The sequence below is a fragment of the Pseudomonas parasichuanensis genome (genome assembly GCF_021601385.1).
GTDB lineage: Bacteria > Pseudomonadota > Gammaproteobacteria > Pseudomonadales > Pseudomonadaceae > Aquipseudomonas > Aquipseudomonas parasichuanensis.
On the sequence record NZ_BQHO01000009.1, the window covers coordinates 33,456 to 46,684 of the forward strand.

The 13,229-nt window shown below is 64.2% G+C and carries 10 protein-coding genes; all 10 read left to right on the top strand.

What is annotated here, in order from left to right:
* The first annotated feature begins 8 nt into the window (after positions 1-8).
* The 10 genes from arcA to gcvT all read left to right on the top strand — a co-directional run bounded on the left by arcA (position 9) and on the right by gcvT (position 13,128).
* A complete protein-coding gene (arcA, locus tag L6D77_RS09690) occupies positions 9-1,265 on the top strand; it encodes an arginine deiminase (RefSeq protein ID WP_232883148.1) in 1,257 nt (418 codons plus the stop codon).
* A gap of 69 nt (positions 1,266-1,334) precedes the next feature.
* Entirely contained in the window at positions 1,335-2,345 is a 1,011-nt protein-coding gene (locus L6D77_RS09695) for an ornithine carbamoyltransferase (protein WP_110993243.1), read from the top strand.
* Between the two features lie 143 nt (positions 2,346-2,488).
* Positions 2,489-3,418 carry a carbamate kinase gene (arcC, locus tag L6D77_RS09700; RefSeq protein ID WP_232883147.1) on the top strand — a complete coding sequence of 310 codons (930 nt, stop codon included), beginning with the start codon at positions 2,489-2,491 and terminating at the stop codon, positions 3,416-3,418.
* 56 nt (positions 3,419-3,474) lie between these two features.
* A complete protein-coding gene (locus L6D77_RS09705; RefSeq protein ID WP_232883146.1) occupies positions 3,475-3,843 on the top strand; it encodes a DUF5064 family protein in 369 nt (122 codons plus the stop codon).
* Positions 3,844-4,028: 185 nt separating this feature from the next.
* Positions 4,029-5,537, top strand: coding sequence for a sigma-54-dependent transcriptional regulator (locus tag L6D77_RS09710; protein WP_232883145.1), 1,509 nt, complete (start codon positions 4,029-4,031; stop codon positions 5,535-5,537).
* Between the two features lie 179 nt (positions 5,538-5,716).
* A complete protein-coding gene (gltS, locus tag L6D77_RS09715) occupies positions 5,717-6,922 on the top strand; it encodes a sodium/glutamate symporter (RefSeq protein ID WP_232883144.1) in 1,206 nt (401 codons plus the stop codon).
* Positions 6,923-7,197: 275 nt separating this feature from the next.
* Positions 7,198-7,581 (top strand): glycine cleavage system protein GcvH, encoded by a 384-nt coding sequence (gene gcvH, locus L6D77_RS09720; RefSeq protein WP_232883143.1) that lies wholly within the window; start codon positions 7,198-7,200, stop codon positions 7,579-7,581.
* A gap of 10 nt (positions 7,582-7,591) precedes the next feature.
* On the top strand, positions 7,592-10,447 hold the full coding sequence (gcvP, locus tag L6D77_RS09725; protein ID WP_232883142.1) for an aminomethyl-transferring glycine dehydrogenase: 2,856 nt from the start codon (positions 7,592-7,594) through the stop codon (positions 10,445-10,447).
* 156 nt (positions 10,448-10,603) lie between these two features.
* The gene (locus tag L6D77_RS09730; RefSeq protein WP_232883141.1) at positions 10,604-11,980 is read left to right on the top strand and encodes an L-serine ammonia-lyase; all 1,377 of its coding nucleotides are present in this window, start codon (positions 10,604-10,606) and stop codon (positions 11,978-11,980) included.
* Positions 11,981-12,006: 26 nt separating this feature from the next.
* On the top strand, positions 12,007-13,128 hold the full coding sequence (gcvT, locus tag L6D77_RS09735) for a glycine cleavage system aminomethyltransferase GcvT (protein ID WP_232883140.1): 1,122 nt from the start codon (positions 12,007-12,009) through the stop codon (positions 13,126-13,128).
* The last annotated feature ends 101 nt before the right edge of the window (positions 13,129-13,229 follow it).

Sequence of the window (13,229 nt, forward strand, 5' to 3'; positions counted from 1 at the left end):
AATGAACCATGTCCACTGAAAAACAGAAATACGGCGTCCACTCCGAAGCCGGCAAACTGCGCAAAGTGATGGTTTGCTCGCCAGGCCTGGCGCACCAGCGCCTGACCCCGAGCAACTGCGACGAACTGCTGTTCGACGACGTTATCTGGGTCAACCAGGCCAAACGCGACCACTTCGACTTCGTCACCAAGATGCGTGAACGCGGCATCGAAGTACTGGAAATGCACAACCTGCTGACCGAGACCGTGCAGAACCCCGAAGCACTGAAGTGGATCCTCGATCGCAAAATCACCGATGACACGGTTGGCATTGGCCTGAAAAACGAGGTCCGCAGCTGGCTCGAAGGCCTGGAACCACGCAAGTTGGCCGAATTCCTGATAGGCGGCGTAGCCGGTGAAGACCTGCCCGATAGCGAAGGCGCCAGCGTAATCAAGATGTACCGCGACTACCTGGGCCACTCCAGCTTCCTGCTCGACCCGCTGCCCAACACCCAGTTCACCCGTGACACCACTTGCTGGATCTATGGCGGCGTTACGCTAAACCCGATGTACTGGCCGGCGCGACGCCAGGAAACCTTGCTGGCCAGCGCCATCTACAAGTTCCACCCCGAGTTCACCAACGCCGACTTCGAAGTCTGGTACGGCGACCCGGACAAGGACCACGGCAAGGCCACCCTCGAAGGCGGCGATGTGATGCCGATTGGCAATGGCGTCGTATTGATCGGCATGGGCGAGCGCAGCTCGCGCCAGGCCATCGGCCAGCTGGCGCAATCGCTGTTTGCCAAAGGCGCAGTGGAAAAGGTGGTAGTGGCCGGGCTTCCGAAATCTCGCGCCGCCATGCACCTGGATACCGTGTTCAGCTTCTGCGATCGCGACCTGGTCACGGTCTTCCCCGAGGTGGTCAAGGAAATCGTTCCATTCGTCATTCGCCCCGACTCCAGCAAGCCGTATGGCATGGATGTGCGACGCGAGGACAAATCCTTCATCGAGGTGGTAGCCGAATCGCTCAACCTCAAAAAGCTGCGCGTGGTCGAGACCGGCGGCAACAGCTTCGCCGCCGAGCGCGAACAGTGGGATGACGGCAACAACGTGGTGGCCGTGGAGCCCGGCGTGGTCATCGGCTACGACCGCAACACCTACACCAACACCCTGCTGCGCAAGGCCGGCATCGAGGTCATCACCATCAGCGCCGGCGAGCTGGGCCGGGGCCGTGGCGGCGGCCACTGCATGACCTGCCCGATCGTCCGCGACCCTATCGATTACTAACGCCCATTGCACCCGGCCGTACCCACGAAGTGGCGGCCGGGCTACCTACCGAACTCAAGGAGAACCGTCATGGCGTTCAACATCCATAACCGCAACCTGCTCAGCCTCGAGCACCACACCACCCGCGAACTGCGCTACCTGCTGGACCTGTCCCGCGACCTCAAGCGCGCCAAGTACACCGGCACCGAGCAGCAGCACCTGAAGGGCAACAACATCGCCCTGATCTTCGAGAAGACTTCGACCCGCACCCGCTGCGCCTTCGAAGTCGCCGCCTACGACCAGGGCGCCAACGTCACCTACATCGACCCCAATTCCTCGCAGATCGGCCACAAGGAGAGCATGAAGGACACCGCCCGCGTGCTCGGGCGCATGTACGACGCCATCGAGTACCGTGGCTTCAAGCAGGAAATCGTCGAAGAGCTGGCCAAGTTCGCCGGCGTGCCGGTGTTCAACGGCCTGACCGACGAATACCACCCGACCCAGATGATCGCCGACGTGCTGACCATGCGTGAAAACAGCGACAAGCCGCTGCACGACATCAGCTACGCCTACCTGGGCGACGCTCGCAACAACATGGGCAACTCGCTGCTGCTGATCGGCGCCAAGCTCGGCATGGACGTGCGCATCGCCGCACCCAAGGCGCTGTGGCCCCATGACGACCTGGTCGAGCGTTGCAAGAAATACGCAGAAGAAAGCGGTGCCCGCATCACCCTCACCGAAGACCCGAAAGCCGCGGTCAAGGGCGTGGACTTCGTGCACACCGACGTCTGGGTATCGATGGGCGAGCCGGTCGAAGCCTGGGGCGAACGCATCCAGCAACTGCTGCCCTACCAAGTGAACAAGGAGCTGATGAAAGCCACTGGCAACCCGCGCACCAAGTTCATGCACTGCCTGCCGGCGTTCCACAACTCCGACACCAAGGTCGGCAAGCAGATCGCCGAACAGTACCCGCACCTGGCCAACGGCATCGAAGTGACCGATGACGTGTTCGAGTCGCCGGCGTGCATCGCCTTCGAGCAGGCGGAGAACCGCATGCACACGATCAAGGCGATCCTGGTGTCGACCCTGGCTGATCTCTGACAGCAACCTGGACTCTGTGGGAGCCGGCTTGCCGGCGATGCGGGCAACACGGTGCATGGCACCGGCTTCGCCGGTGATCGCCGGCAAGCCGGCTCCCACAATGGTTCGGGACGCCCCCCCTATTTCCGTAAAGGACATTCCCCATGCGTATCGTTGTTGCATTGGGCGGCAACGCCCTGCTGCGCCGTGGCGAGCCGATGACCGCTGACAACCAGCGCGCCAATATCCGCACCGCCACCGAACAGATCGCCAAGATCCACCCCGGCAACGAACTGGTCATCGCCCACGGCAACGGCCCGCAGGTGGGCCTGCTGTCGCTGCAAAGCCTGTCGTACAAGCCGGACGAAGCCTACCCGCTGGATGTGCTCGGCGCCGAGACCGAAGGCATGATCGGCTACATGATCGAACAGGAGCTGGGCAACCTGCTGGCCTTCGAGGTGCCGTTCGCCACCCTGCTCACCCAGGTTGAAGTGGACGCCAAGGACCCGGCCTTCAAGGACCCGACCAAGTTCATCGGCCCTGTGTATGCCAAGGAAGAAGCCGAGCGCCTGGCCAAGGAAAAAGGCTGGGTGGTCAAGCCCGACGGCGACAAGTACCGCCGCGTGGTGGCCAGCCCCAAACCCAAGCGCATCTTCGAGATCCGCCCGATCAAGTGGCTGCTGGAAAAGAGCAGCATCGTGATCTGCGCCGGTGGCGGCGGCATCCCCACGATGTACGACGAAAACCGCAAGCTCAAGGGCGTCGAGGCGGTGATCGACAAGGACCTGTGCTCGGCACTGTTGGCCGAGCAATTGGAAGCCGACCTTCTGATCATCGCCACCGACGTCGATGCGGCCTACATTGACTACGGCAAGCCCAGCCAGAAAGCCATTGCCCAGGCCCACCCCGACGAACTCGAGAAACTCGGCTTCGCCGCAGGCTCCATGGGGCCCAAGGTTCAGGCCGCCTGCGACTTCGCCCGGCACACCGGCAAGGTCGCGGTGATCAGCTCGCTGGAAAACATCGAGGACATCGTCAAGGGCACTGCCGGCACACGGGTTTCCACCGCCAAGCCGGGTATCAGCTACCGTTGAATGCAGTTGGCGGGCGCCCGTCGCCCGCCGTTTTCAACCTTCCGGAGGATTCCACCATGGCCCAGTACCAACCCGGTCATGTTCATATCGAGCGCACCGCGCTGAACACCAACGACCACAGCTATGACCTGAACATCAACTACGAAGTGGCCCAGGACCCCAAGGAAGGCAGAGGCATCGAGTTCCGCCTGCACGGCAGCATCGAGGGCAAGCCGGTCGACGAGAAGTTCTTCCTGGCCAAGGACCAGGTGCTGCCCAGCTTCCTCAGCGTCACTACGCGCAAGGCCCAGGCCTACCTGGCGCCGCCCAAGAAATTCGAGACCCTGGGCTCGCCGCACAAACTGTATGACGCGATGTTCGAAGACATTCGCACCAAGCTGGATGTCAAGTCGGGCGATCCGATCAAGCCTGAACACCTCGAGTGACGCGTTACCCGTCATGCCCTCATCGCCGGCAAGCCGGCTCCCACAAGGTACAGCGCATGTCGAGGGCTCAGGCGCTCCTGTGGGAGCTGGCTTGCCAGCGAAAGGGCGCACAGCGCCCCGCGATACTGGGCTAGGCCTTTCCCCCAAGGCATACTGGCGTCCTCCCCGGCCATAGCCTCAATCCCATGCGCATCCACGTCAGCTTCATCGACCGCGTCGGCATCACCCAGGAAGTCCTGGCCCTGCTCGGTGCCCGCAACCTCAACCTCGATGCCGTTGAGATGGTCCCGCCGAACGTCTACATCGACGCCCCGACCCTCAGCCCCGCCGTGCTCGAAGAGCTGCACGACGCCCTGTTCGAGGTGCGTGGCGTGCAGTCGGTGCAAGTGGTCGACATTCTCCCCGGCCAACGCCGCCACCTGCAGCTCGACGCCCTGCTCGCCGCCATGAGCGACCCGGTGCTGGCCGTGGACAGCGCCGGCAAGGTGCTGCTGGCCAACCCGGCGCTGATCGCCTTGTGCGGGCGCGAGTCGGCCGGGCGCTCATTGGCCGAGTTGTTCGGCGACGCCGAGCTGCTCCAGGCGCTGCTGGACAACAATTTCCACCTGCCCATGCGCGAGATGCAGCTCAATGGCCAGAGCCTGCTGCTCGACGCCACGCCGATCACCAATGCCGGCGGGCTGCTCACCCTGTACCCGCCCAACCGCATGGGCGAGCGGCTGTCGGCGCTGCACCACGATCACGCCGAGGGCTTCGACGCCATGCTCGGCGACTCGCCGGCCATCCGCACCCTCAAGGCCCGCGCCCTGCGCGTGGCGGCCCTCGACGCCCCCTTGCTGGTGCACGGCGAAACCGGCACCGGCAAAGAGCTGGTGGCCCGCGCCTGCCACGCCATCAGCAGCCGCCATAGCGCGCCTTTCCTGGCCCTCAACTGCGCCGCACTGCCCGAGAGCCTGGCCGAGAGCGAGCTGTTCGGCTATGCCCCGGGCGCCTTCACCGGCGCCCAGCGCGGCGGCAAGCCGGGGCTGATGGAACTGGCCAACCAGGGCACGGTGTTCCTCGACGAGATCGGCGAGATGTCGCCGTACCTGCAGGCCAAGCTGCTGCGCTTTCTCAGCGATGGCAGTTTCCGCCGGGTCGGTGGCGACCGCGAAGTGAAGGTGGATGTACGCATCATCAGCGCCACCCACCGCAACCTTGAGCAGATGGTCAGCGAAGGGACCTTCCGCGAAGACCTGTTCTATCGCCTCAACGTGCTCAACCTGCAAGTGCCGCCGCTGCGCGAGCGCGGCCAGGACATCCTGCTGCTGGCGCATTACTTCATGCAGCAGGCCTGCACCCAGATCCAGCGGCCCGCGTGCCGGCTGGCGCCTGCTACCCATGCGGCGCTGCTGGCCAACCCCTGGCCGGGCAACGTGCGCCAGCTGCAGAACGTGATCTTCCGCGCCGCGGCCATCTGCGAAAGCAACCTGGTGGATATCGGCGACCTGGACATCGCCGGCACCTCGGTGGCGCGCGGGCAGGACGGCGAAGTGGCGAGCCTGGACCAGGCCGTTGGCGATTTCGAGCGCGAACTGTTGCAGCGCCTGTACGCCAGCTACCCCTCGACGCGGCAACTGGCGGGGCGCCTGCAAACCTCGCATACGGCGATTGCCCAGCGCTTGCGCAAGTACGGTATTCCAAACAAAGGCTGATCGTTGCCGCGCGGATCCATTTGATCCGCGCTCATCTCAAACCAGTGAAAAGCCTTACTTACTCTTCAGAGTTACCCTACGGGCTAACTAATACTTTCGAAATATTGCCACGTACCATCTCGACTCTGTTCGGGAGGCGCCTCAATTGGGCCTCTACACCATGACGAAGGGTACGTTGAATGCTTGAACTCGATTTTTACGGAACACTCGTGGCCGCTTCACTGGTATTGCTGCTGGGGCGCGGCCTGGTCAAACGCATCGGCTTTTTGCGAACTTACAACATCCCCGAACCGGTCGCCGGTGGCTTGATCGTTGCCCTTGCCCTGCTGGCGCTGCGCAAACTCGATATTCAGGTCCAGTTCGATACTTCATTGCAATCACCCTTGATGCTGGCGTTCTTCGCCACCATTGGCCTTAACGCCGATATTGCCAGCTTGAAGAAGGGCGGCCGCGTCGTCGCAACCTTCCTGCTGGTCGTCGTCGGGCTGTTGCTGGTGCAGAACGCCATGGGCATCGGGCTGGCCAAGCTGTTGGGCCTGGATCCGTTGATGGGCCTGCTGGCCGGCTCGATCTCCCTGTCGGGCGGCCACGGCACCAGTGCGGCCTGGGGCGCCACCTTCACAGAACAGTTCGGCCTGGCATCGGCCACCGAACTGGCCATGGCCTGCGCAACATTTGGTCTGGTGCTGGGCGGCCTGATCGGCGGCCCTGTCGCACGCCTGCTGATCAAACGCATAAAGACACCGGGCGTCGAACAGGGCATGCCTGGGCTGCCAAAAGGTTTCGAGCAACCCAACAAAGAGCGTTTGATCACGCCCTTTTCGCTGATTGAAACCATTGCCTTGATCGCCGTAAGTCTATTGGCCGGTTCACTGCTCAATGGCGCATTGCTGGGCACCGCGTTCGAATTGCCAACCTTCGTCTGCGTGCTGTTCGTGGGGGTGCTGCTGCGCAACGTACTGTCGGTATTGGGCGTCTACCAGGTATTCGAGCGGGAAGTTTCGGTGCTGGGCAATGTCAGCCTGTCGCTGTTCCTGGCGATCGCCCTGATGTCCTTGAAACTGTGGGACCTGGCGTCCCTGGCATTGCCGTTCCTGGTGCTACTGGCAATGCAGACATTGGTCATGGCGCTGTTCGCGATTTTCGTGACCTTCCGGGTCATGGGGCGCAACTACGATGCGGCGGTGCTGGCAGCCGGGCATTGTGGCTTCGGGCTGGGCGCCACACCAACCGCTATTGCCAACATGCAAGCCGTCACCCAACGCTACGGGCCTTCGCACATTGCATTCCTGGTGGTACCGATGGTTGGGGCGTTCTTCATCGACATCATCAATGTCATCGTGATCAAGCTGTACCTGGCGTTGCCATTGTTTGGCGCGAACTGAACGCAACAAGTCGTATTGAAATCGATACACCGTACGCAAATCGATACACACGCATTCGGATACGTCTACGCAAGGGCTTGATCCCACAACGCTTTGCAAAGCGAATCTTTGTGTATCGATTTCGTTCCACAACAGTCACAACATTTTTTCGAAAAATACATAACTAGTTGATTCAAAAGGAATTATCAGGGCTGGCCGCATTATTGCTAGGGAAATTCCAACCTTAAGAGCGCGGGTCTACCGCGCCCAACGCCCCTGCTTCCCGAGGAATTCCCATGAGCGAGTTGCGTTTCACCGAAGATCACGAATGGCTGCGCGTCGAAGCCGACGGCAGCGTCACCGTGGGCATCACCGCCTACGCCCAGAACGCACTGGGCGACGTGGTCTACGTGCAACTGCCGGAACTGCAGCAGTACGACAAAGGCGCCGAAGCCTCCACCGTTGAGTCGGTCAAGGCGGCCAGCGGCGTGTACATGCCCCTGAGCGGTGAAGTGGTCGCGGTCAACGATGGCCTCAACGACAGCCCCGAGCTGGTCAACGAAGACCCGCTGGGCGAAGGCTGGTTCTTCCGCTTCATCCCCGCCGACATGAACCAAGTGGCCGCCCTGCTCGACCAGGACGCCTACGACCGCCTGATCAAAGCCAACGACGACGCCTGAGGAACCTGCCATGACCATCAACCTCGGCACTGCCAACGAATTCATCGCCCGTCACATCGGCCCGCGCGCCGCTGACGAGCAGGCCATGCTCAGCACCCTCGGTTTCGACTCGCTGGAGGCCATGACCGCCGCAGTCATCCCCGACAGCATCAAGGGCACCAGCGTGCTGGGCAGCGAAGACGGCCAGAGCGAGGCCGACGCCCTCGCCGCACTGAAAGCCATCGCCGGCAAGAACCAGCTGTTCAAGAGCTACATCGGCCAGGGCTACTACAACACCCACACGCCGGCGCCGATCCTGCGCAACCTGCTGGAAAACCCGGCCTGGTACACCGCCTACACCCCTTACCAGCCGGAGATCTCCCAGGGCCGCCTGGAAGCGCTGCTGAACTTCCAGACCCTGATCAGCGACCTCACCGGCCTGCCGATCGCCAACGCCTCCCTGCTGGACGAAGCCACCGCCGCCGCCGAGGCCATGACCTTCTGCAAACGCCTGTCGAAGAACAAGGCCAGCCATGCCTTCTTCGCCTCGCTGCACTGCCACCCGCAAACCCTCGACGTGCTGCGCACCCGCGCCGAACCGCTGGGCATCGAAGTGGTGGTGGGCGACGAGCGTGAACTGAGCGACACCAGCGCCTACTTCGGCGCCCTGCTGCAGTACCCGGCCAGCAACGGCGACGTGTTCGACTACCGCGCGGTGGTCGAGCGCTTCCACGCTGCTGGCGCCCTGGTGGCCGTGGCCGCCGACCTGCTGGCCCTGACCCTGCTGACCCCGCCCGGTGAATTCGAGGCCGACGTGGCCATCGGCAGCGCCCAGCGCTTCGGTGTGCCGCTGGGCTTCGGTGGCCCGCACGCGGCCTACTTCGCCACCCGCGACGCGTTCAAGCGCGACATGCCGGGCCGCCTGGTCGGCGTGTCGATCGACCGCTTCGGCAAGAGCGCCCTGCGCCTGGCCATGCAGACCCGCGAACAGCACATCCGCCGCGAGAAGGCCACCAGCAACATCTGCACCGCCCAGGTACTGCTGGCCAACATCGCCAGCATGTACGCCGTGTACCACGGCCCTGAGGGCCTCAAGCGCATCGCCGAACGCACCCACGCCCTGACCGCGATCCTGGCCACTGGCCTGGTGAAACTGGGCGTTAAAGTGCTCACCCGCGAGTTCTTCGATACCGTCACGCTGAACACCGGTACCGCTACCGCAGCCCTGCACGACAAGGCCCGCGCCCAAGGCATCAACCTGCGCCAGATCGACGCCGCGCACCTGGGCCTGTCGCTGGATGAAACCAGCAGCCAGGCCGATGTCGAAGCCCTGTGGCAGCTGTTCGCCGAAGGCCAGGCTACCCCCGTCTTCGCCGCCCTGGCCGACACCGTTGTCGGGCGCCTGCCGGTCGGCCTGCTGCGTCAGTCGGCCATCCTTGAACACCCGGTATTCAACCGCTACCACAGCGAAACCGAGCTGATGCGCTACCTGCGCCGCCTGGCCGACAAGGACCTGGCGCTGGACCGCACCATGATCCCGCTGGGCTCGTGCACCATGAAGCTCAACGCCGCCAGCGAGATGATCCCGGTGACCTGGGCCGAGTTCGGCAACCTGCACCCATTCGCCCCGGCCGCGCAAAGCCAGGGCTATCTGCAGATGACCACTGAGCTCGAAGCCATGCTCTGCGCCGCCACCGGCTACGACGCCGTGTCGCTGCAACCCAACGCCGGCTCGCAAGGCGAATACGCGGGCCTGCTGGCGATCCGCGCCTACCACCGCAGCCGTGGCGACAGCCACCGCGATATCTGCCTGATCCCGTCCTCGGCCCACGGCACCAACCCGGCCACTGCCCACATGGCCGGCATGCGCGTGGTGGTGACCGCCTGTGACGCCCGCGGCAACGTCGACATCGACGACCTGCGCGCCAAGGCCCTGGAACACCGCGAGCGTCTGGCCGCGATCATGATCACCTACCCCTCGACCCATGGTGTGTTCGAAGAGGCCATCGGCGAGATCTGCGCGATCATCCACGACAACGGCGGCCAGGTGTACATCGACGGCGCCAACATGAATGCCATGGTCGGCCTGTGCGCCCCGGGCAAGTTCGGCGGCGACGTGTCGCACCTGAACCTGCACAAGACCTTCTGCATCCCCCACGGCGGCGGCGGCCCGGGCGTCGGCCCGATCGGCGTCAAGTCGCACCTTGCGCCGTTCCTGCCGGGCCACGCCCAGCTGGAAAACACCGCTGGCGCGGTATGTGCCGCACCGTTCGGCAGCGCGAGTATCCTGCCGATCACCTGGATGTACATTCGCATGATGGGTGGCGCCGGTCTCAAGCGCGCCTCGCAGATGGCGATCCTCAACGCCAACTACATCGCCCGTCGCCTGGAAGAGCACTATCCTGTGCTGTACACCGGCGGCAACGGCCTGGTGGCGCACGAGTGCATCCTTGACCTGCGCCCGCTCAAGGACACCAGCGGCATCAGCGTCGACGACGTGGCCAAGCGCCTGATCGACTTCGGCTTCCACGCCCCGACCATGTCGTTCCCGGTGGCCGGCACGCTGATGATCGAGCCGACCGAGAGCGAGTCGAAAGAGGAACTGGACCGCTTCTGCAACGCCATGATCCAGATCCGCGAAGAGATCCGCGCGGTGGAGAACGGCAGCCTGGACAAGGATGACAACCCGCTGAAGAACGCCCCGCACACCGCGGCGGAGTTGGCCGGCGAATGGACCCACGGCTACAGCCGCGAGCAGGCGGTGTACCCGCTGCCGAGCCTGGTGGAAAGCAAGTACTGGCCACCGGTCGGCCGCGTCGACAACGTGTTCGGCGACCGCAACCTGGTCTGCGCCTGCCCGTCGATCGAGAGCTATCAGGACGTCTGATAGCGCTCAAGCCCGCCCACTCCCCGTGAGGCGGGCCGCGCCCCCTGTGGGAGCGGGTTTACCCGCGAATGCGGTTGTGTATGCAACGACGTCTTCGCGGGTAAACCCGCTCCCACAGGCTCACCGTCAACCTGTAGAGCCGGTTAGGAGGTCAGCATGTCCCTGAGCGTCTTCGACCTGTTCAAGATCGGCATCGGCCCCTCCAGCTCGCACACCGTCGGCCCGATGCGCGCCGCTGCACGCTTTGCCGAAGGCCTGCGCCGTGACGGCCTGCTGGCCAGCACGGTCAGCGTCAAGGCCGAGCTGTATGGCTCGCTCGGTGCCACCGGCAAGGGCCACGGCAGCGACAAGGCCGTGCTGCTCGGGTTGGAAGGCGAGCACCCGGACACCGTCGATACCGAAAACATCCCCGCCCGCCTGCAGGCGATCCGCGACAGCGGACACCTGCGCCTGCTAGGCGAGCACGGCATCGAATTCGTCGAAAAACAGCACCTGGCAATGATCCGCAAGCCGTTGGCCTACCACCCCAATGGCATGATCTTCCGTGCCTTCGATGCGGCCGGGTTGCAGATCCGCAGCCGCGAGTACTACTCGGTGGGTGGCGGTTTCGTGGTCGATGAAGAGGCCGCCGGCCATGACCGCATCGTCGAGGACAGCACCGTGCTGCCCTACCCGTTCAAGACCGGCAAACAATTGCTCGCCCATTGCACCGCGCAACAGTTTTCGTTCAGCCAGGTGATGCTGGCCAACGAAGCGGCTTGGCGCCCCGAGGCCGAAACCCGCGCCGGGCTGTTGCGCATCTGGCAGGTGATGCAGGACTGCGTCGAGGCCGGTTGCCGCCACGAGGGCATCCTGCCGGGAGGGCTGAAGGTCAAGCGCCGCGCCCCGGCGCTGTACCGCCAGCTCAGCCAGCACCCGGAAGCCAGCCTGCGCGACGCCCTGTCGGTACTCGACTGGGTCAATCTCTATGCCCTGGCAGTGAACGAGGAAAATGCCCACGGCGGACGCGTGGTCACCGCGCCCACCAACGGTGCGGCAGGTATCGTCCCGGCGGTACTGCACTACTACATGCGTTTCGTCCCCGGCGCCAACGAGGACGGGGTGGTGCGTTTCCTGCTCACCGCAGCGGCGATCGGCATTCTGTACAAGGAGAACGCGTCGATTTCCGGGGCCGAGGTGGGCTGCCAGGGCGAGGTCGGCGTGGCCTGCTCGATGGCCGCCGGGGCCTTGTGCGAGGTGATGGGGGGGACCCCGCAGCAGGTCGAAAACGCTGCCGAGATCGGCATGGAACACAACCTGGGCCTGACCTGCGACCCCATCGGCGGGCTGGTCCAGGTGCCCTGCATCGAGCGCAACGCCATGGGCTCGGTGAAGGCGATCAATGCGGTGCGCATGGCCCTGCGCGGCGACGGGCAACACTACGTCTCGCTCGACAAGGTCATCCGCACCATGCGCCAGACCGGCGCCGACATGAAAAGCAAATACAAGGAGACCGCCCGCGGCGGTCTGGCCGTCAACATCATCGAATGTTGACCCGAACAAAAACCAAGGAGTCACCGATGTCCGAAACTCTGCTCAAGACCCCACTGCACGCCCTGCATCTCGAACTGGGCGCGCGCATGGTGCCGTTCGCCGGCTACGACATGCCGGTGCAGTACCCGCTGGGGGTACTCAAGGAGCACCTGCACACCCGCGAGCAGGCCGGTCTGTTCGACGTCTCGCACATGGGCCAGATCGTCCTGCGCGGCAGCGATGCGGCCCGCGCCCTGGAAACCCTGGTGCCAGTGGACATCATCGACCTGCCGGTGGGCATGCAGCGCTACGCCATGTTCACCAACGAACAAGGCGGCATCCTCGACGACCTGATGGTCGCCAACCTGGGTGACGACACCCTGTTCCTGGTGGTCAACGCCGCCTGCAAGGACCAGGACCTGGCCCACCTGCGCCAGCACATCGGCGCCCAGTGCGAGATCCAGCCGCTGTTCGAGGAGCGCGCGCTGCTGGCCCTGCAAGGCCCGGCGGCGGTCAAGGTGCTGGAGCGCCTGGCGCCGGAAGTGGCCGGCATGACCTTCATGCAGTTCCGCCCGGTCACCTTGCTCGGCAGCGACTGCTTCGTCAGCCGCTCGGGCTACACCGGTGAAGACGGCTACGAGATCTCGGTGCCGGCCGATGCCGCCGAAGCCCTGGCCCGTCGCCTGCTGGCCGAGCCTGAAGTACAGCCAATCGGCCTGGGTGCCCGCGACTCGCTGCGCCTGGAAGCTGGCCTGTGCCTGTACGGCCACGACATGAATACCGCCACCACGCCAATCGAGGCCAGCCTGCTGTGGGCGATCTCCAAGGTGCGCCGTGCCGACGGCGCACGTGCCGGTGGCTTCCCCGGCGCCGCGGCCGTATTCGCCCAGCAGCAACAAGGCGTTGCACGCAAGCGCGTAGGCCTGCTGCCGCAGGAACGCACCCCGGTGCGCGAGGGTGCCGAGATTGTCGACGGCAGCGGCAAGATTGTCGGCCAGGTTTGCAGCGGTGGTTTCGGCCCGACGCTCGGCGCACCGGTCGCGATGGGCTATGTCGATACCGAACATGCGGCACTGGACACCGCGCTGTTCGCTGTCGTGCGCGGCAAGCAAGTTGCCCTTAAAGTCAGCAAAATGCCTTTCGTGACACAGCGTTACTACCGCGGTTGATTGAACGCTTTGGGCAGGTTCGGCATATTCGTTTTCGAACCTGCCCAATAACTTCTGAACATAGCGCCAGGCCAGGCGCCATGCCGCTTCGGGCAAATCCC